Origin of the sequence: Streptomyces sp. TG1A-60 (assembly GCF_037201975.1) — a bacterium.
Taxonomy (GTDB): Bacteria; Actinomycetota; Actinomycetes; order Streptomycetales; family Streptomycetaceae; genus Streptomyces.
The window spans coordinates 465,508-486,190 of the sequence record NZ_CP147520.1; the positions used below are offsets into that span (position 1 = coordinate 465,508).

The 20,683-nt window shown below is 72.0% G+C and carries 11 protein-coding genes and 1 pseudogene; 7 read left to right on the top strand and 5 right to left on the bottom strand.

Annotated features, from left to right (window positions below; translation table 11 throughout):
• Positions 1–167 precede the first annotated feature (167 nt).
• Positions 168–1,433 (top strand): YncE family protein, encoded by a 1,266-nt coding sequence (locus tag WBG99_RS01415; protein WP_338894522.1) that lies wholly within the window; start codon positions 168–170, stop codon positions 1,431–1,433.
• Here WBG99_RS01415 and WBG99_RS01420 read toward each other — a convergent pair.
• Complete coding sequence (locus WBG99_RS01420) at positions 1,426–3,291, bottom strand: cellulase family glycosylhydrolase (RefSeq protein ID WP_338894523.1); 1,866 nt, start codon at positions 3,289–3,291, stop codon at positions 1,426–1,428. The genes WBG99_RS01415 and WBG99_RS01420 overlap by 8 nt on opposite strands.
• A gap of 240 nt (positions 3,292–3,531) precedes the next feature.
• Entirely contained in the window at positions 3,532–5,997 is a 2,466-nt protein-coding gene (locus WBG99_RS01425) for a SpoIIE family protein phosphatase (RefSeq protein WP_338894524.1), read from the bottom strand.
• Positions 5,998–6,241: 244 nt separating this feature from the next.
• On the opposite strand from WBG99_RS01425, the pseudogene WBG99_RS01430 reads away from it, so the two are divergent.
• Together WBG99_RS01430 and WBG99_RS01435 are read left to right on the top strand one after the other, a co-directional pair.
• Positions 6,242–6,649: pseudogene (locus tag WBG99_RS01430) on the top strand (lantipeptide synthetase); the annotation flags it as partial.
• 385 nt (positions 6,650–7,034) lie between these two features.
• A complete protein-coding gene (locus WBG99_RS01435; protein WP_338894525.1) occupies positions 7,035–9,176 on the top strand; it encodes a SpoIIE family protein phosphatase in 2,142 nt (713 codons plus the stop codon).
• 135 nt (positions 9,177–9,311) lie between these two features.
• Here the strand turns inward: WBG99_RS01435 and WBG99_RS01440 are convergent, their stop codons facing one another.
• On the bottom strand, positions 9,312–10,697 hold the full coding sequence (locus WBG99_RS01440) for a S1 family peptidase (RefSeq protein WP_338894526.1): 1,386 nt from the start codon (positions 10,695–10,697) through the stop codon (positions 9,312–9,314).
• A 733-nt stretch (positions 10,698–11,430) separates the two neighbouring features.
• Here WBG99_RS01440 and WBG99_RS01445 point away from each other — a divergent pair.
• The 4 genes from WBG99_RS01445 to WBG99_RS01460 all read left to right on the top strand — a co-directional run bounded on the left by WBG99_RS01445 (position 11,431) and on the right by WBG99_RS01460 (position 17,615).
• Positions 11,431–11,646, top strand: coding sequence for a type A2 lantipeptide (locus WBG99_RS01445; protein WP_338894527.1), 216 nt, complete (start codon positions 11,431–11,433; stop codon positions 11,644–11,646).
• A 104-nt stretch (positions 11,647–11,750) separates the two neighbouring features.
• Positions 11,751–12,557, top strand: coding sequence for an HlyD family efflux transporter periplasmic adaptor subunit (locus tag WBG99_RS01450; RefSeq protein ID WP_338894528.1), 807 nt, complete (start codon positions 11,751–11,753; stop codon positions 12,555–12,557).
• A 68-nt stretch (positions 12,558–12,625) separates the two neighbouring features.
• On the top strand, positions 12,626–14,791 hold the full coding sequence (locus WBG99_RS01455; RefSeq protein ID WP_338900171.1) for an NHLP family bacteriocin export ABC transporter peptidase/permease/ATPase subunit: 2,166 nt from the start codon (positions 12,626–12,628) through the stop codon (positions 14,789–14,791).
• 1 nt (position 14,792) lies between these two features.
• Positions 14,793–17,615 (top strand): NHLP bacteriocin export ABC transporter permease/ATPase subunit, encoded by a 2,823-nt coding sequence (locus tag WBG99_RS01460; protein ID WP_338894529.1) that lies wholly within the window; start codon positions 14,793–14,795, stop codon positions 17,613–17,615.
• A gap of 114 nt (positions 17,616–17,729) precedes the next feature.
• On the opposite strand, the gene WBG99_RS01465 is transcribed toward WBG99_RS01460, so the two are convergent.
• Positions 17,730–18,905, bottom strand: coding sequence for an MFS transporter (locus WBG99_RS01465; RefSeq protein ID WP_338900172.1), 1,176 nt, complete (start codon positions 18,903–18,905; stop codon positions 17,730–17,732).
• Positions 18,906–19,126: 221 nt separating this feature from the next.
• Positions 19,127–20,593, bottom strand: a complete 1,467-nt coding sequence (locus WBG99_RS01470) for an ABC transporter permease subunit (RefSeq protein WP_338900173.1) — start codon at positions 20,591–20,593, stop codon at positions 19,127–19,129.
• Positions 20,594–20,683: the final 90 nt, after the last annotated feature.

The following is a 20,683-nucleotide window of genomic DNA, read 5'->3' on the forward strand; positions in this document are numbered from 1 at the left end:
CACCGGTCAATTTTGTCGTGTCCCTGGTCTTGTGGTGAAGCGCGACCGTTCCTTACTTTCCAGTAAGTCATCTCTGAACGCTGGTGTATTCAGACTCCACACCTCACCACCCCACACCCGCTCCCTGAGCGCCTTGTCATGCCCCAAGCAAGCAGGAGGAACCGACCATGACCGACTCCCCCGGCCCCCGCCGTCGCAGAACCCGGTACCTCTGCGCAGTCACCGCCACCCTCGCGCTGACCGCCTCCGCCGCGGCGACCGCCGGCCCGGCCGCCGCCGCGACCGATCTGCGGGAGGTGATGTTCGTGGGCAACAACTGGGAGGGAACCGCGGACGTCATCAAGTCCTCCGGCGACTTCGCGAAGATCGGCCGGATCAACGTCATCCCGGACAAGGACGAGCGGATGGCGGAGATCAACGCCAACCCGATCAGGTGGATCGCCTTCATGACGATCCGCAACAGCGTTGGCGAGGGCCACGACCAGTTCGTGGACGACATGTACTCCACGCCGGACGGCTCCTCGATGGTCGTCTCCCGTCCGAGCTTCGCCGACGTGGTCTCCATCGACCTCACCACCGGTGCCATCAACTGGCGCTTCCCCGTGGCGGGCTACCGCTCCGACCACATGGCTGTCTCCCCCGACGGCAAGCGGGTCGCGGTCTCGGCCTCGACCTCGAACACCGTGCACGTGCTGGACATCGACACCGGTGAGCAGCTCGGTTCGTTCGCCACCGGCGACAAGCCGCACGAGAACATCTTCAGCAGTGACGGCAAGTACATCTGGAACATGGCGATCGGCGACGTGAACACCCAGACCGACGCGTCGTGGCTGGACTGGACGAAGGGCGACCGGAAGATCACGGTCGTCGACGCGAGCACCTTCCGGCAGGTGAAGGTGATCGACATGCGGGAGCGGCTGAACGCGATCGGCCTCAGCGACTACTCCGACGCGGTCCGCCCCGCCGCCTTCTCCCCCGACGAGACGAAGCTGTACTTCCAGGTGTCGTTCTTCAACGGCTTCTTCGAGTACGACGTCGCCACCGACAAGATCACCCGCACCAAGACCCTGCCGAAGAACCCGGCCACCAGCGACGACCGCACCTCCTTCGTCAACGACTCGCGCCACCACGGCATCACCATGAAGCCCGACGGCACCAAGCTGTGTGTCGCGGGCACGATGGACGACTACGCGACCGTCGTGGACCGCGCGACCCTCCAGGAGGGCCCGCTCGTCACCGTCTCGAAGCCGTACTGGGCGACCGTCAGCGGTGACGGCAAGTCCTGCGTGGTCTCCGAGAGCGGCGCCGACCGGGTCACGGCGATCGACTTCGCCACCGGGAGGAAGACCGTGTCCGTCGCAGTCGGCGACCACCCGCAGCGCGTGCGCCTGGCCCACGTGCCCGCCGACTGGAGCGGACCCTCCGCTAGCTGAACTTCGAGGCCAGCCACCCCGACAGCTCTGTCCGCGCAGCGCTCAGCCGCGCCGCGGACGGGGCTGTCGCGCCGTTGGTGACCAGGGCGTAGTGCAGCTTGCCCGAGTCGGCGGCGGTGAGGAGCAGTCGGCGGCTGCCGGTGCCGCCCGGTTCCCCGGCGGCGGCGATCGGCGTCGACGTGGTGTACGCCGGGGGCGCGGCCGTGACGCCGAGGTCGGACACCACCGTGGTCGACGCGGTGGGGAAGGACGCCGGGAGGTGCAGCTCGGTCGGTTCGGTGCTGCCGTCCGAGCGCCAGACCAGCAGGGCGTACTGGCCCGAGCCGACGAGCGAGGAGACGTTCGGCAGTGAGCTGGGCACCGGGTTCCACGTCAGTGTCGTGGAACCGTCGCGCGAGCGGTCCTCGTAGGTGAAGGCGACGGCGCTGCCCGCCGTGGCGCTCGGGTAGATCCGGTCCAGCATCCGGGCGTCCTGCCGGAGCACGGCCGTACCGGAGTCGTCGAGGCGTACGGCCGACAGGTCCTCGTCGTTCCAGGCGTCGCCCTCGACCTGCACCTTGTCTGGATTGTCGTTCATCAACTCGTGGTGGCGGCCGTTGTAGATGTCCCACTGCCACTGGGAGCCGGAGAGGACCGGGCCGGAGGAGGCCGGGTCCTCCCACCAGTTCGCGCCCTTCACCCGGGAGTCGAGCGCCTGGTACATGGCCTTGTAGACGGTGGGCGCCTTGTCCGACACCGACCCCGTGAGCGGGTGTCCGAACTCGCTGATGATCGCCGTCGTGCCGCCCGCCGCGGCCCGGTCACGGACCTTCCCGAAGTCGTTCACGTACTGGCCGTCCTCCGCCTTGCCCCACATGAAGATGCCGGAGATCGCCTTCTGGTCGTAGAAGTGGGTGTTGAAGACGTAGCGCGGTCCGATCGTGCCCGCGTCGAGGAGGCCGCCCTCCTGCCTCTGGAAGTCCAGGTTGGCGTTCCAGAAGAGGTTCGGCTCGACGAAGGCCGGCTTGGACTGCCAGCCCGCCGCGTCCATCCGGGCGCGGAACTTGACGTAGAACGGCCACAGGACGTCCTTCTCCCACGTCCGGCTGGTCTGGCCCGGATCGAGGGTCCCCGGGTGCGGCTCGTTCCACGGGTTGAAGCCGACGACGCCCTGGAACTGGGCGGCCGTGAGGTTCTGCCTCACGTACGTCATCGTCTTCTGGGCGGTGGCCAGGAAGGAGTCCTGGAGCCCGTACGTGTTGTGCCAGAAGTCGTACGTCGACTCCGTCACGGCCGCGTTGGACGTGATGTTCTGACCCCAGAACGGGCAGATCCCGCAGTATTCGTCGGGATAGTCGCCGAGGTCGACGGCCCACTTGGGGGCGCCGTCGCCGGTGTACCAGCTGTCCGGGTCGAACAGCCAGCGGGAGTAGAGGTCCTGGTGGAAGTCGGGGTAGACACGGATCCCGGCGTCCAGGAACGCGCCCATCTGTGCGGTGGCCGCCGCCAGGTAGGCGGTGTCCACCTGCCCGCGCGCCGGTTCCGCGTACGCCCAGGACAGCAGGAAGCGGACGGAGTTGCCGCCGCCGAGCGCCCTGAGCGCTGTCGCCGACTTCCTCGCGTCGGCGACCGAGGCGAAGGGCAGACCGTTGTTCTCCTTGAGCTTCGTCTCGCCCGAGACGTTGTAGCCGCGCAGGACGACCTCACGGCCGAGTCCGTCCTTGAAGCGGCCACCCTCGACGGTGAGGGTGGCCGCGGCCTGTGAGTCGAACCAGAGTTCGTCAGTGAGAGCGGAGGCGGGCTGGGTGGGGCCCGCCGTGGTCAGGAAGCCGGTGACGAGTACCAGGACACCGAGCAGACGAGTGCGCAATCTTGACATGTCCGCCACATTCGACATGTGCACTACCGTCCCAATCGGCAGGCGGACCGTCAATACCATCTGACGCACGAGTAAGTACCCGTTTCCTCAAGGCAGTCCACCTCCAACGGGAATCCTTTGCCGTCACGCGCCGATCCGCCGGGGCAGGTTCAGGAAGTACTGCTTCCGGTACAGGGGGTTGAGATCGGTGCGCGGCCGGTCGGGGACGGTCGTCATCAGCAGGCAAACGGGGTCAGGGTGTCATCCGGCGGAGGGCCCGGCGCGGTGGGGGCCGTCCGCCCCGACGGGGATCTCCGCCCACACCTGTTTCCCGCCGCTGACGGGGAGGGTGCCCCAGGACGAGGCCGTGGACTCGACGAGGAGGATGCCGCGCCCGCCGGTGGCCTCCCAGCCGATGCTGGTGGGTTTGATCGGCGTACGGGGTGAGGAGTCGGCGACGGCGACCCGCAGACGGTCGGCCAGGAGGGTGAGGTCGAGGCGGACCTGGCCGTCGGTGTGGACGAGGGCGTTGGTGACGAGTTCGGAGACGACGAGGAGGACGGCGTCCGCCTCGGACTGGATGCCCCAGGCGCGCAGGACGCGCCGGGTGTGTCGGCGGGCCTGACCGACCGCCTGGGGCAGGCGCCACACGCTCCAGTTCTCGCGCTGCGGACGCAGGGCCATGCCGTCGTAGCGCATGAGGAGCAGGGCGACGTCGTCGTCGCGGTTGGCGCCCCGCAGCAGGGTGTCGGCGACGACGCCGAGGTGCGCGGGGTCGGCGGCGGAGAGTTCTCCCGCCAGGTGGTCGAGTCCGTCCTCGACGTCGACGTCGGAGGACTCGACGAGGCCGTCCGTGGTGAGGGCGAGCAGCGTGCCGGGGGTCAGGCGCAGCGGGCTCATCGGGAATTCGGCCTGCATGAGGACGCCCAGCGGGGGTCCGCCCTCGGACTCGGTGATCTCGGTGGTGCCGTCCGGGTGGCGGAGCACGGGCGGCAGATGGCCGGCGCGTACGTACCAGGCGGAGCCCTCCTCCATGTCGACGTCGACGTAGCAGCAGGTGGCGAAGAGGTCGGTCTCCATGTCCACGAGGAGCCGGTTGGCGCGCGAGACGACGACGTCCGGGGGGTGTCCTTCGACGGCGTACGCGCGCAGGGCGGTGCGCATCTGGCCCATGAGGGTGGCGGCGCCGGCGTTGTGGCCCTGGACGTCGCCGATGACGAGGGCGACGTGGTTGTCGGGCAGCGGGATGACGTCGTACCAGTCGCCGCCGACCTCCAGGCCGGCGGTGGTGGGCAGGTAGCGGGCGACGGCGACAGCGCCGGGCAGTTGGGGCAGGCGGCGTGGGAGGAGGGTGCGCTGGAGCATGCCGACGAGTTCGTGCTCGGCGTCGAAGGCGTGGGCGCGCATCAGGGCCTGTCCGGCGAGACCCGCGGCGGCGGTGAGCAGGGCGCGCTCCTCGGGGCCGAAGTCGTGGGGGCTGTCCCAGCCGATCAGGCAGGCTCCGGCCATACGGCCGCCGGCGGGCAGCGGGAGGACGGCGAGGCCCCCGGGGCCGACGTCGGCGAGGGCGGGCTCCAGGGCGGTGCCGGCGGGCCAGATCGCGGCGCGTCCCTCGCGCAGGGCGGCGGCGAGGGTCGGCATGGTGCGCACCGGCGCGTCCGGCCACTCGGAGCGCCATTCGGAGCGCCACACCTCGGGCCAGTACTCCGATTGCGGTGGGTCCAGGACGGTGACGACGAGGCGGTCGCTCTCCAGCTCGGCGAGGGCGATCCGGTCGGCGTGGAGCGGTTTGCGCAGGGCGGTGACCACGGCCTGGCTGACGTCGCGGACGGTGCCGGCGGTGGCCAGCGCGGCGGCGAGCCGCTGGACGCGGGCCACGTCGCCCCGGCCGGTGCGCAGGGTGGAGGCGTCGGCGACGGTGCCCACGAGGCGGACGGGGCGGTCCGGGTCCCCCGGGCTGCCGGGCAGGAGACGCCCGCGCAGCCGCAGCCACCTCTGCTCGCCGGAGGGCTGCCGGATGCGGAACTCCAGCTCCCGGTCGCCGATGGACATGTGGTCCGCCTCCACGACGGACATCAGCGCGGGCAGGTCCTCGGGCACGGTCAGGGCCAGCAGGGTCTCGACGCGGCCGTCGAAGTCGTCGGGGCCCATGCCGAACAGTTCCAGCAACCCGTCGGCGACCTCGATCCGCCCGGTGTCCATGGCCAGGTCGAAGGACGCGCCGGGCCCGGTGGGCGGGGCGGAGGTGAGGGGGGCTACCGCCTCGGCGAGCAGGTCGAGGCACTGCCGGTCCTCGGCGTCGAAGCCGTCCGTGCCGTCGCCGACGGCGACCAGGCAGCCGCGCTCGCGCAGCGGCAGCACGGCCAGCGAGAAGTCCCTGGCGTGCGCGCGGCGGACGTCGGCGTCCTGGTGGAGGTCGGCGGAGCCCAGCCAGCGCGGTCGGCCCGAGCGGCAGGCCTCGGCGACGGGGGCCGTGCCGGAGGCCGGATAGCTGTCGCGGAGCCCGTACAGGGTCCTCGGGACGCCGGCCGAGCCGACCAGCGACAGCGCGTCGCCCTCCCCGTCCGGGATGTACACGGCGGCGACGGCCGCACCCGCGAAGACGAGCACCTGTTCGAGGATGGCGTGGAGCCGCTCCTGCGGACCGAGATCGCCGGTGAGCGTTCTGAGGGCAAGGTCGGCACGCAGCGTCCTCGTTCCGCGTTCCACGTCGCCCTCACTGACCACGTCCGCAATTACAGCGCTTCCGGCCCGACCGCGCAGCCCCTGGGACCGTTCGGCGGGGCGCGGGGGCCGTCCGCGCACCGCGGGATCGAGAGGAACCGAACATCTCTCTACGCATGCGTTCCGCACGGTGGTCGCGTGACGGGCTTCCGGTGACAGCCGTGACCGTCGGGCGCCGAGCCGGGCTGGAAGGCTCGGCGTCACGCAGGGCCCAGGGGGCGACGGCACACGGCCCGGGGGGACTGGCATGGACAGGCGGTACGAGGCGTACGCGCTCGCCGACAGACTCTTCTACGAGACACCGGACCGGCTGTCGGCCGGTGAGCACGCAGGCACGGCGGCACCGGGCTACGAAACGGCCCGGCGGGCCGTCCCGGAGGGCTGGCGGGCCGCCCGGATCGGGGGCCGGCTGACGCTGACCCCGGTGGACGACGGCGGGCGGCCACGTCCGAGCCCCACCCAGGGATGGAAGGTGCACGCCTCCGCCACCCGGGCGAACGCGGACCGGATCGCGGCGATCGTGTGGGACTACTGCGTGCCCCGCCGGATCCCGTTCGAGTTCGTTCCGGGCCCGCATCTGCTGCATCTGCGCAACGCCAAGTACGCGGCCCGCGACACCAGCGGCAAGTTCGTGACGATCTACCCGGCCGACGAGGGAACCCGTGTACGACTCGCCCCGGCGCAGCGCGCCGGGGCGAGTCCGTTCCTCACGGCCCGACGTGACCAGACAGTCGTCGTGCACGAGCAGTACCCGGATCACGTTCGCCCTCCGCCTCCCGCCATCGTCTCCCTCCGCCTCAGCGCGTGCCCATGTTGGCGCCCCCGGCCACACCCGGGCGCGAAGAACCAGCCATCGGGTGCGTGAGGGCGCACTCACCGCGCCCGTGCGTGAGCGCGCGCATCGCCCAGAGGGCATGGCTCGGGCGAGAGGGGGGTACAGCGGTTCGTCCGCGGCGCGGCGTTCGCCGTGCGCGGGTGGGCGCCAGGGGGGAGCCTTGACCCTGGGGACCGTCACGCGGCCGTGCGAGGAGGTGGTCGGCATGCCCGACGTCCATGCGTCCCGGGAGCGGACGACCGTGGAGACGGCCCACGTCGGTCATCCGCTGCTGTCGCTGGCGCTGGCCTCGCTGATGGACGACGTGGCTGCCCACTCCGGCGCGGTGTATCTGCTGACGCCTGACGAGCCGGTCCTGGAGATGGCGGTCATGGCGGGACTGCCGAGGGCGTTCGCCGCGCCCTGGGAGCGGGTGGGGCTGAGCGCGCCGGTCCCGGTCTCCGAGGCCGTACGGGGGCGGCGGCTGGTGTGGGTGAGCGGTGAGGAGCAGATGGCCCGCCGCTATCCCCGGCTCGCGATGGTCCTGCCCTATCCGTTCGCCATGGCCGCGCTGCCGGTGGCGACCAGTGACACCGTCTACGGGGCCGTCTTCGTCACCTGGCCCGGCTCGCACCCGCCGGAGCTCAGCGAGCGCGAGCGGGACCAGCTGACCGCGGCCTGCGACCGGCTCGCGATCCGGCTGCGGCGGGCGGAGGAGGAGGGCCGGCCGGTGCTGCCGGAGCCGGATCTGTCGGCGCCGTCGACGACCACGGTCGCCGGGACGCTCGGCACGGTGGAGGCGGCGCGGATGGTGGCGCGGCTGCCGTACGGGATGTGCGCGCTCGATCTGCACGGGCGGATCTCCTTCGCCAACGCGGCCACGGCCGAACTGCTGGGCATCCCGGTGAGCGGTCTGCTGGGCACCCAGCTGTGGACGTCCGTGCCGTGGCTCAACGATCCCGCGTACGAGGACCGGTACCGGGCCGCGCTGATGAGTCAGCACGTGACGTCGTTCGTGGCGCTGAGACCGCCGGGCGACTGGCTGTCGTTCCGGCTGTATCCGGGGAAGAACGGGCTGAGCGTGCGCATCGCCCGGGCTCGGGCGGTCGCCGAGGCGGAGGGCGCCGCGCGGCGGGAGGGCGACGGGCCGGGCCGCCTGGTGACCATCAACCAGGTGCTGGCGCTGACGAGCGCGCTCACCGAGGCGGTGGGGGTGCGGGACGTGGTGGAACTCGTGGGCGACGAGATCGCGCCCGCCGTCGGCAGCCAGGCTCTCGTGCTGCTCGGCTCACGCGCCGGGCGTCTGCATGTGCTCGGGCACCGCGGCTACGCCGACCCGCGTCTCGTGGAGCGCTTCGACGGCATGCCGCTCACCGCGCCGACGCCCGGGGCGCACGCCCTGACCAGCGGGGTGCCCGCCTTCTTCGAGTCCCGGCAGCAGCTGGAGCACCTCTATCCGACGGGGCAGGACGCCCCGGACGGCCTGGGCGCCTGGGCCTACCTCCCGTTGATCGCCTCCGGACGGCCGGTGGGCACGTGTGTCCTCGGGTACGCCGAAGCGCATCCGTTCCCGGCCGACGAGCGCGCGGTGCTGACCAGCCTCAGCGGCCTCATCGCGCAGGCGCTGGAGCGGGCGCTGCTGTACGACGCCAAGCATCACCTGGCGCACGGGCTGCAGGAGGCCCTGCTGCCGCACTCGCTGCCGTCGATCCCCGGTATCGAGGCGGCCTCCCGCTATCTGCCCGCCACCCGGGGCATGGAGATCGGCGGCGACTTCTTCGACCTGGTGCTCTCGCACGGGCGGGCCTCGGCCGTGATCGGCGACGTGCAGGGGCACAACGTGACGGCGGCGGGTCTGATGGGGCAGATCCGTACGGCGGTCCGGGCGTACACGACCGTCGGGCAGGCGCCCGAGGAGGTGATGAGCAGCACCAACCGGCTGTTGATCGACCTCGGTTCCGAACTGTTCGCCAGCTGTCTGTATCTGCGGCTCGACCCGGCGCACGGGACCGCCGTCATGGCGCGGGCCGGGCATCCGCCGCCGTTGCTGCGCCGGCCGGACGGGAAGGTGCGGGTGCTCGACCTGGCGGGCGGCCCGCTGCTGGGCATCGACGTGTCGGCGACGTATCCGACCACCGAGGTCGCGCTGACCGAGGGTTCGGTGCTGGCGCTCTACACCGACGGGCTGATCGAGTCGCCCGGCGTGGACATCGAGGACGCGCTGGCCGTTCTCGGGGAGCGGCTCGCGGCGGTCGGGGAGCGGCCGTTGGACGCGCTCGCCGACAGTCTCGTACGGGAGATCGAGGCGGCGGAGGAGCGGGCCGATGATGTGGCGCTGCTGCTGCTCCGGGCGGTTTCCGTGCGGTGACGCGGCGCGTGCGGCGCGTCACCGGAGACACGATTCGGTCCGGCCCTCCCGCCGGAGGGCCGGACCGTTCCACCTACCGGCCGGAACCGTTGCGGTGTGGCCGGTGGGCGGGTCGTGGGCTCGACGCCCCCCGTGTCACCGGCCGCTGGCCTCGGAGCCGTCGTCCACGCCTTGGCCGGCTCCGGATTCTTCCTGCCGGCCCGCGCCCTGGTCGCCGATGCCCTGCTCCTGGCCCGCACCGGCCTCTTCGCCGACGCCCGCGGCGTCACCCGCACCGGCACCGGCGGCGCCCGCTGCCTCACCGGCACCGGCGGCGCCACCGGCCTCCTCGCCGACCCCCGCGGCGTCACCGGCACCGCCGACGGCCTCCTCGCCGACGCCCGCGCCGCCGTCGCCGATGGTCGCGCCGACCGCCGCGAGGGCGGTGGTGACCGGCTGGAAGAAGGTCTCGCCGCCGACCGTGCAGTCGCCGCTGCCGCCGGAGGTCAGACCGACGGCCTGACCGTCCTCGGTGAACAGGGAGCCGCCGCTGTCGCCGGGCTCGGCGCAGACGTTGGTCTGGATGAGGCCGGTGACCGTGCCCTCGGGGTAGTTCACCGTGGCGTCGAGACCGGTGACCTGGCCGTCGGCGAGACCGGTGGTGCTGCCCATGCGGAAGACCTGGAGGCCGACCGCCGCCTCGCCGGCCGCGTCGATGTTCAGGGTCCGGCCGTTGCCGAGGTCGACCGTGCTGGCCGCCTGGGTCGCCGCGTCGTTGTACTTGACCAGGGCGAAGTCACCGGTGCCGGGGAACGTGGCGGTCGCCGCGTCGACGGTGCCGATCGGCGCGCCGCCCTCCTCCTCGGACCACTCGGCCTCCGCGACACCGCAGTGACCGGCGGTCAGGAAGCCCGGGGTGCCGTCGGCGTTGGTGACGTTGAAGCCGGCCGAGCAGCGCGCGCCGCCGCCGAAGATGGCGTCGCCGCCTTCCAGGAAGGTCTTGAAGGTGCCGGCCGACTTCTTGATGGTCGCCATGTCCGAGCCGAGCGACTTGACCGTCGACTCGATGGTGTCCCAGTTCTCGCCCGTGACCGTGGAGTCAGCGGTGACCTGGATCTTGTTCGTGCGGGGGTCGACGGCCCAGGCGGTGCCCGGGATGGTCGCCTCCGCCTTCAGCGTCCTGGCGCCGGCTTCGAGTTCGGTGAGGCTGTTGCCGACCTCGCGTACCACCGCGCCGGCCTGCCGGGCCTGGATGATCACGTTGTTGTCGTCACCGTCGATCTCAAGCCCGTCGATGACATTGACGACGAGCTGCTTCTCGCCGGAGTCGTAATACGCGCCTGCGAACGCGTCGCCGAGAAGCGCCTCCAGTTGGGAGGCCAGGTCCGAGGCGCTGGTCGCTGCGAGTGTCTTCGCCGCGGGGGTGTTCGACTCCGTCTGCGACGCCATCGCGTTCGGCAGGATGAGGGCCGCCGCTCCGAGTGCCGCCACGCCGCCTGCCGCTATAAAGGCCTTGCGCTTGGTGGCTCGTTTGTGACTCAACTCTTGACCTCCTGGGGACGGGGTCCGTGCCGCCGTCCGGCGGGTGAACTGGGGGCGCCTGGTTGCCCGTTGGTACGGACGGTTCCGGCAGGGTGTTCAACGGCCCGCGAAAAGATGCCGACATTCTGTTTCGCGAAGTGCGCTACAGCCGCAGTTCGAACGGCATTTCACGACTTCCCGCCCGCGCCGCCGCATCCCGGCACCCGCGCGCCCCTGCCGTTCCTCTGTACGGGGCCACGAGAACGACACCCCCGCGACTCTGCCGGCCGCCGGCGGGTCCGACACATTCGGCCACCGTCCGGTAGCCGTCCGTTCATGGCGTCGGCCGGAAAACCGGCTGCGGGGAATCTCCACACCGAATGCCCAGCGAAGTCACGGCGGACAAGGGGTCCACACAGGGATCCGGCACCCGACGCGTCTTTGAGGAGGGACTGTCCCATTCGTTTCCCGGCTGGCAATGAACGTCGTATGACGATGCCGGGTCCGGTGTGAAGAAGCTGCCACCAAGGGGTGCGCAGGCCTGCACGGTTGGACCGTCATGGTCACCAAGTGCCCTGATGGGAAGCGGTGTTGATTGGAGGTTCGCAGCGGCGATCTGCTTTGATCCATCGCACCGCGGGGGCCGCAAACCTCTCGGAGACGAGAGGTGAGGCACCCCGTACGCGGCCGTCGTTCTGTCCCCAGAAGGGGGCCGCTCCCCCTTATGAATATCCATACGAAGGGAAGTTCCCACATGAACTCCACCCCCCAGGTCGAGACCGCCGAGATCTCGGACGCCGCCCTCGACGCCGTCTCCGGTGGCCTGTCCGTCAACGCCGTCGGCACCGTCACCGGCGCGCTGGACGGCGTCGCCCCGGTCTCCGGCCTGGTCAACACGGCCGTCGGCACCGTCGAAGGTGTCACCGGCCTGAACACGGCCCCGGTCACCAGCCTGGTCGCCGGTCTCTGATCCAGCCCCGGCGCCGCTGAGTCCCGGAACCGCCTGACCGGTTCCGGGACTCTCGGGGTACCTGGAAGTCCTTTGTCTCCCGTCGCGCAGGTGAGGGAAGTCCCGTGCAGTTCCGCCAACAAGCCCTCGCCAAGCTGCAGTCGCCGGAGGAACTCGACCTCCCGGTGCGCTTCGCGCGCCCACAGGGCTGGCTCGTGCTGGCCGTGACGGTGGTCGCCATGGCCGGCGCGTCGGTGTGGGCCGTCACGGGCTCCGTCGCCTCCACGGTCAGCGCGCCCGCCGTCCTCACGCACGGGCAGGGCAGTTACGTCCTGCAGAGCCCCGTCGCCGGCCAGGTCACCGCCGTCCTCGCGCAGCAGGGCGAGCGGCTGCCCGCCAAGTCCCCGGTCCTGAAGGTCGCCACCGCCGACGGCGAGAGCGTCGTACGGTCCGTCGCGGCCGGCCGCGTCTCCACGCTCGCCGCCACCGTCGGCCAGATCATCCGGACCGGCGCCGACGTGGCGGCCGTCGAGAAGGTCGCCGACCCCGACGACCCGCTGTACGCCACGGTGTACGCCCCCGCCGAGAGCGCCGCCTCGATCCCGAAGAACGCCCAGGTGGACCTGACCGTGCAGTCGGCGCCCACCCAGCGGTACGGCGTGCTGCGCGGCCATGTGGCGAAGGTGGACCGCATCCCCCAGACCCCGCAGTCGATCGGCGCGTTCCTCGGAGACAGCCAGCTCGGCGAGCAGTTCACCAGGAAGGGCCGGCCGGTGGCCGTCACCGTACGGCTGGACCCGGAGGCGTCGACCGAGTCGGGCTACGAGTGGTCCTCGCAGGACGGGCCGCCGTTCGAGCTGACCTCCATGACCATGGCCACGGGTTCGATCCGTATGGCCGACGAGCGTCCGATCGATTGGCTGCTCCCGTGACCCCCGCCCAGGACACCGCGCGGCAGACGACGCGCGGCAGACGCAAGACCGTCCCGCGGAAGCGCCCGGTGCCCACGGGCGGGGGGAGGGCCGTCCGAACGCCGACCGTCCTCCAGATGGAGGCCGTGGAGTGCGGCGCCGCCTCCCTCGCGATGGTCCTCGGCCACTACGGGCGGCACATCCCGCTGGAGGAGTTGCGCATCGCCTGCGGTGTCTCCCGGGACGGCTCCCGCGCGAGCAACCTCCTGAAGGCGGCCCGCAGTTACGGTCTGACCGCCAAGGGCATGCAGATGGACGTGGTCGCCCTCGCCGAGGTGAAGGCGCCGGCCATCCTCTTCTGGGAGTTCAACCACTACGTCGTCTACGACGGCACGGGGCGCCGTTTCGGCAGGCGGGGCGTCCACATCAACGACCCCGGCAAGGGCCGCCGGTTCGTGCCGATGGAGGACTTCGACTCCAGCTTCACCGGTGTCGTCCTCGTCATGGAGCCGGGCGACGACTTCCACAAGGGCGGGCGCAAACCGGGCGTGCTCGGCGCCATGCCCGCCCGGATGCGCGGCACCTCCGGGACACTGCCCGCCGCCGTCCTCGCGAGCCTTCTCCTGGTGGCGGTCGGCGCGGCGGTGCCGGCGCTGAGCCGCACCTACATCGACATGTTCCTGATCGGCGGGCAGACCTCGCTGCTGGGCGTGCTGTTCGCGTCGATGGGCGCGTGCGTCCTGCTGACGGTCCTGCTGACCTGGCTGCAACAGGCCAACCTGCTGCGCGGCCGGCTGATCTCGTCGACGCTGAGCAGTGCCCGCTTCCTGCGGCACCTCCTCCGCCTCCCGGTCACCTTCTTCGCCCAGCGCAGCCCCGCCGACCTCGTCCAGCGGCTCCAGTCCAACGACGCGGTCTCCGAGACCCTGGCCCGGGATCTCTCGGCGGCCGGGGTGGACGCGGTCGTGGTCGTCCTCTACGCCGTACTCCTCTACACGTACGACCCGCAGCTCACCGTCGTCGGTATCGCGGTGGCGCTGCTGAACATGGTGGCGATGCGGGTGGTGATCCGGCTGCGCGCGACCCGTACGGCGAAGCTGCGCGCCGACAACGCCCGGCTCACCAACACGGCGTACACCGGACTCCAGCTGATCGAGACGATGAAGGCGACAGGCGGCGAGGAAGGCTACTTCCGCAAGTGGGCCGGGCAGCACGCCACCACGCTGGAGGAGCAGCAGCGGCTCGGGGTGCCGAGCGCCTGGCTGGGCATGGTCGCACCGACCCTGGCCACGCTGAACAGCGCGCTCATCCTCTGGATCGGCGGCATGCGCGCGGTCGAGGGCCACATATCCGTCGGCCTGCTGGTCGCCTTCCAGGCGCTGGTCACCCGTTTCACCGCGCCGATCACCCGGCTCAACGGTGTCGCGGGCCGCATCCAGGACTTCGCGGCCGACGTCGCCCGCCTCAAGGACGTGGAGAACTTCCGGGCGGACCCCCTCTACGCCCGCCCGGACGCCGCCGAGTCCACCCGCCGGCTGCACGGCCATGTGGAGCTGGAGAACATCACCTTCGGCTACAGCCCGCTCGACGAGCCCCTGCTCACCGGATTCGACCTCACCGTCGGTCCGGGCCGGCAGGTGGCGCTGGTCGGCGGCTCCGGCAGCGGCAAGTCGACGGTGTCCCGGCTGATCTCGGGCCTGTACTCCCCCTGGGAGGGGGTGATCCGTATCGACGGGCGGCGCCTGGAGGACATTTCCCGGGGGGCGCTCGCCGCCTCCGTCTCCTTCGTCGACCAGGAGATCTTCCTCTTCGAGGGCACGGTCCGCGACAACGTGGCCCTGTGGGACCCCTCGATTCCGGACGAGGCCGTGGAGGAGGCGCTGCGGGACGCGGCCCTGTACGACGTGGTGACCCGGCGTCCGGGCGGCATCAACAGCAGGGTCGAGCAGGACGGCCGGAACTTCTCCGGCGGCCAGCGGCAACGCCTGGAGATCGCGCGGGCGTTGGTGCGCAGGCCCAGCATCCTGGTCCTCGACGAGGTGACCAGCGCGCTCGACGCGGAGACCGAGCTGACCGTCATGGACAACCTGCGCAAGCGCGGCTGCGCCTGCGTCGTGATCGCCCACCGGCTCAGCACGGTCCGCGACAGCGACGAGATCGTCGTCCTGCACCACGGCACGATCGTGGAGCGCGGCCGGCACGAGGAGCTGGTGGCACGCGGCGGCGCGTACGCCCGGTTGGTCAGGGAGCGGTGAGATGACGTCCGTACCCGAGGAAGGCGACCTCGTCCTCGGCGCGCTCGGCGCCATGGGCACGCCCCTCGACCGCACCGGCCGCACCCGCCTCGACCTCGAAGGTCCCCAGACCCTGTGGCTGGTGGCCTCGGGCGCCCTGGACCTGTTCGCGGTCGACGCCGTCCAGCAGGGCCACTGGCACCACCTGGGCCGCCTCGAAGCGGGCTCACTGCTGCTCGGCCCGGTGACCGGACCCCAGCACACCCTGGTGGCCCGGCCGCTCCGCGACTGCGTGGTCCGGCGCATCGGCCTGCGCGAGCTGTACCAGCACGCGGGCACCGAGACCTGGTCGTACGACGCATGGGGCAACCCCCAGGCGGTGCCCCCGCAGACGAGTCCGCTGGAGTACGCCCTCGCCCTGGGCGTCGGACGCGGACTGTCGATCCTCTTCCAGGCGCCCATGGCCACCGAACAGGCCGCCGCGCCGACCGACGACGACGTGTTCTGGATGCAGGTGCCACCCGGCAGCGTCCAGTACGGCTCGCTGTACGGCGCGGAGGCGGCGGCCGACCTGCTGATGGATCCCCGGGTCTGGCAGAGCATGGTCGACCAGCAGTACCGGCTGCTGGCCACGCTGGACCGCTGGATCGAGCAGGTGGAGCGCACGCACGAGGACCGTACGGCCGCGGGCGTCAAGGCCGGTGAGGCCGTTCGCGTCCAGGCCGACCGCACGCTGCTCGCCTCCATCGGCAAGTCCTCCGCGACCCGGCGGACGACGGCCGCCGACGCGGACGCCACCTACGCGGCCTGCAAGCTCGTCGCCCGGACGGCCGGAATCGCCCTCTCCGAGTCCGCGCAGAGCGGCACCGAGAGCGACCGGCTCGACCCGGTGGAACGCATCGCGCTCGCCTCCCGGGTCCGCGTCCGTGCCGTACGCCTCACCGGGAACTGGTGGCGGGAGAACGTGGGGCCGCTGGTCGGGCACCGGGCCCTGTCGGGCGCGCCCGTGGCGCTGCTGTGGCGGCGCGGCGGATATGTGGCCGTCCAGCCGTCGTCCGGCCGGGAGACACCGATCGAGAAGGCGAACGCGGCGGAGTTCGAGCCACGGGCCGTGATGTTCTACCGCCCACTGCCCGAGCGGGTGCTGAGTCCGCTGCGCCTGATGCGGTTCAGCCTGCACGGCACCGGCGGTGACATGACGGGCCTGCTGCTCAGCGGTCTGGTGACGGTCGTGCTCGGCTCGCTGGTGCCGATCGCGACGGGCAGGATCCTCGGCGAGTACGTGCCGAAGGCGCAGGAGAACCTGATCGTGCTGCTCTGCCTGGCGATCATGCTCGCGAGCGTGGTGTCGGCCGCGTTCCTGCTGCTGCAGAACCTGACGATCCTCCGTCTGGAGGGCCGTATCGAGGCCACGCTCCAACCGGCGGTGTGGGACCGCCTGTTGCGGCTCCCCACGAAGTTCTTCACCTCCCGCTCCACCGGTGAACTGGCCAGCGCGGCCATGGGCATCAGCGCGATCCGCCGAACACTGGCGGGGGTCGGCCCGGTGCTCGCCCAGTCGGTGACCGTCGGCGCGGTGAACCTCGGTCTGCTGCTCTGGTACAGCGTCCCGATGGCGCTGGCCGCGATCGGCATGCTCGTGGTGGTGGCCGCCGTGTTCCTGGGACTCGGCCTGTGGCAGGTGCGCTGGCAGCGCCGCCTGGTGGTGTTGGGCAACAAGCTGAACAACCAGGCCTTCCAGACCCTGCGCGGCCTGCCGAAGCTGCGCGTGGCCGCCGCCGAGAACTACGCGTACGCGGCCTGGGCGGGCGAGTTCGCACGCAGCCGCGAGCTCCAGCGGAAGGTCGGGGGCATCAAGAATCTCAACACGGTGCTGGGCGCGGTGTATCTCCCTCTCTGCACCCTGCTGATCTTCATGCTGCTGGCGGGCCCGGCGCGCGGCTCGATGTCGGCGGCGGAGTTCCTGACCTTCAACACCTCGGTGACGATGCTCCTCACCTCGGTCACCCAGCTCACCGGCGCGTTCGTGTCGGCGGTCGCCGTTCTCCCGCTCTTCGAGCAGATCAAGCCGGTGCTGGAGGCGAGCCCGGAGGTCCGCACGGCGAGCACCCGCCCGGGGATCCTGTCGGGCGCGTTGGAGGCCCGCCGCCTGTCCTTCCGCTACGCCGACGACGGCCCCCTCGTCCTCGACGAGGTGTCCTTCGGCATCGAACCCGGCGAGTTCGTGGCGATCGTGGGCCCGAGCGGCTGCGGGAAGTCAACCCTGTTGCGCCTGCTCATCGGCTTCGACAAGCCGGTCTCCGGAAGCGTCCTGTACGACGGCCAGGATCTGAGCGCCCTCGACCAGTCCGCCGTACGCCGCCAGTGCGGTGTCGTCCTCCAGCACGCCCAGCCGTTCACCGGCTCCATCCTCGACGTCATCTGCGGCACCGAACCGTTCACGCCCGAGGAGGCGATGGCGGCGGCCGAGATGGCGGGTCTCGCCGAGGACATCAACCGCATGCCGATGGGCCTGCACACCATCGTCCAGGGCAACGGAGCGATCTCCGGCGGCCAGCGCCAGCGCCTGATGATCGCCCAGGCCCTCATCCGCCGCCCCCGCATCCTCTTCTTCGACGAAGCCACCAGCGCCCTGGACAACGAGACCCAGCGCACCGTCATCGAAAGCACCCGCGCCCTCAACGCCACCCGCGTCGTCATCGCCCACCGCCTCTCCACGGTCATGGACGCCGACCGGGTGGTGGTCATGGAGGACGGCAAGGTCGCGGAGGTGGGCCCACCCGCCCACCTGCTCGCGGACACGGACGGACGCCTGCACGAGCTGGTACGCCGACAGATGGCGTGACGCGGGGAGGGCGGGTCCGGGTGGGTGCGGGCTGACGGCGCGGTTCCCCCGCGGCCGAAGGACACGGGGCGCAGCCCCTGGGGGTGGGGGCGGCAGCGCGAAAAGCTCCGCGTCCTACGGACGAGGAGAACGACGTGGCAGAAGCCCGATCGCGGCAACCGGCACCACCGCGAGCACCACCCACGGCACAGTCTCCGGCACCCCCGCGTCCATCAGGGCCCCGGCCCCCGCACTGCCCACCAGCACGATCAGCCCCGACACGGACGACATCGCCCCGGTGTAGAGCCCGAGCCGCCCCTCGGCGGCAAGATCCGGCACCCACGCCCGAGCCGCCGGAGCCACCAGCATCTGCCCCAGCGTCAGCAGCACGACGAACCCGGCGGCGGGCAACAGCCCCCCGTTGCCCGTCCACCCGGCGGGCCGTGCCACGGCCACCACCGCGAACCCGGCGGCTATCAGCAGCAGCCCGGCCGACATGGAGCGCCGCAGATCGAGCCGGTCCGCCGCCCAGCGGGTGACCGCCAGCTGCGCGGTCACGACGAGCAGCGAGGACAGTCCGAACAGCCAGGCCAGCGCCGACTGGGAGCCCGTGGTCCGCTCGACCTCGTCGGGGAGGAGGAGGTACAGCTGGTTGTAGGCCAGCAGGTACGCGCCGTACGCGCAGCACAGCGCCAGGAACCGGCGGTTGCGCAGCAGCCCGCCCAGACCGCCCGTCACCCGGACCCGCTCGCGGCCCGGGATGTGCTGCGGCAGCAGCCGGTAGTGCCCGGCCAGGACGAGGACGAAGACGCCGGCGCCCGCGAGGCACACCACCCGGTAGTCCACGGCCAGCAGCAGCGCGCCGATGAGCGGTCCGACGAACGCCCCGGCCTGCCCTGCCACCGTGAACAGCGCGAGCACGCTCGTACGGGGGCCGCCGCCTGACTCCTCCCAGACCACCGCCTGCCGGGCGACCTCGGACTCGACGGCCGGGGAGAACAGCGCGGCGGCGAAGCCGATCAACAGGACCGACCCGATCACGGACCAGTCGGCGTCCGCGTGGCCGAGCCACGCGAAACCGGTGATCCGCAGCACACACCCCGCCAGCACGACCGGCCGTACGCCGTAGCGGTCGGCGAGCGCGCCGCCGACCACGAACAGGCCCTGCTGGCTGAAGGTCCGCAGCCCGAGCACGAAGCCGACCATCCAGCCGGCCATGCCGATCGCCGTGCCGAGATGCTCGGCGAGGAACGGCAGCACCGCGAAGAAACCGATGTTGAAGGCGAGTTGGGTGAGGATCAGCAGCCGCAGGAGCGGGTTGAGCTTCGCCCAGGTGCCTCGCCGGGACGGCTCGGCCGTCTTGGTGGCGGTCGCTTCGCCCGCCGTCCGTCGCGGCGGCACGGACGCGTCGCCCAGCGCTCGCTTGGCCGGCGCGGCGTTCGCCGCTCGCCACTCGGTCCTCTCTTTGGTCACCGGCCTCTCTTTGGTCGCTTCCCTCCGGGGCGTCGCGCTGGCTCGGCGCTGGGGCTCGGTCATGCGGTCTCTCCGGCAGTGATGGCGACGGCGGGCGGGGGGCGGCGGACGGCTCCGGTGAACGGGCGCGGCCACCGCACCCCGCCCGCGGCGGTCACGGCCAGCGCGCCGAGGAGGGCGAGTGCGGCGGCGGGGCCGAAGACGGCCCACGGGGCGCGTTCGGCGTACGGCTGGTTCTCGGCGAGGAGCAGCCCCCACTCCGGGTCCGGTGGCTGGGCGCCGAGGCCGAGGAAGCCGAGGGAGGTGAGGGCGAGGGCCACGGCGGGCAGCCGGAGCAGGGCGTGGCGGGTGACGGGCGGAAGGAGGGCGGGCAGGAGTTCGCGGCGGAGCAGGTACGCCTCGCCCGCGCCGAGCCCTCTGGTGGCGGTGATGTGCGTGGTGGCCCGCTCCTGTTCGAGCAGGGCCGTGGTGTGTGCCGCGAGCGGCACCCAGGCGACGGCGGCCACGGCCAGCGCGGGTGTCGCCGCTCCACTGCCGGCGACTCCGGCGACGAGCAGGCCCGCGAGGACCGCCGGCACGGCGTTGACCGTGTCGACGAGGGGCCCGGAGAAGCGGGGAAGCAGGCCGAGCAGGACGCCTGTCACCAGTGCGGCCACACTGATCGCGACGGCCAGGGCGAGGGTGGTGAACGCTCCGTGGCCGATGCGGGCGAGCAGGTCGCGGCCGAGTGCGTCGGTGCCCAGCGGGTGGGCCCACGAAGGGGGACGGAGCCGGGCGCCGGTGTCGAGGGCGAGCGGGTCGCGGGCCAGGCCGAGGGCGACGACCACGAGCAGGACGGTGCCGTGGAGCAGGGGGGTGCGGCGGGGCGCCGGTGGCTTCGGGCGGTGCAGGGAGTGAAGCGCGCCGTCACGCAGGGCGGGACCGATGAGGAGGCGGGCGGCGAGCCGGGCGAGGGTGCCGGCGACGGCGGCCAGCAGCACGAGGGCGAGGGTGCCGGCCTGGAGGACGGGGAGGTCCTGGGCGATGGCGGCCTGGAGGGTGGTCCGGCCGAGGCCGGGTATGTCGAAGATCTGCTCGACGGGGACGGCCCCGCCGGTCAGGCCCACCACGAACAGGCCGATGTTCGGCAGCAGTCCGGGTATGCAGCGGCGTACGGCCTGGCGGGCGGTGACCCGCCCGGGTATGCCGCGTGCGGCGGCGGCCAGCGCCCAGGGTTCGGCGAAGGCGCCGGGCAGCAGGTCGTCGAGCATACGGCCGAGCAGCGCGCCCGCGGGCAGTCCGAGGGCGAGGGCGGGCAGCACCATCCACGGCGGCCCGTACCAGCCGAGCGCGGGCAGCCAGCCGAGGTGCACTCCGACCACGACGGCCAGCAGGGAAGCGGTGAGGAACTCCGGCAGCGCGGCCAGCATCGCGGCCGTGCTGCCGCCGCCCCGGCGGTCGTCGAGGCGGCGGTGCGCGCCCAGCCACAGCGTGCGGGCGCAGACCGCCGCGGCCGTGGCCGCCGCGACGGCGAGCGCGGCGGCCATCAGCAGCAGGGAGACGCCGAGGGCCTGGACGACGGACGGGGTGACCTCGGCGCCGGAGATCCACGAGCGGCCCGCGTCACCGCGCGCCAG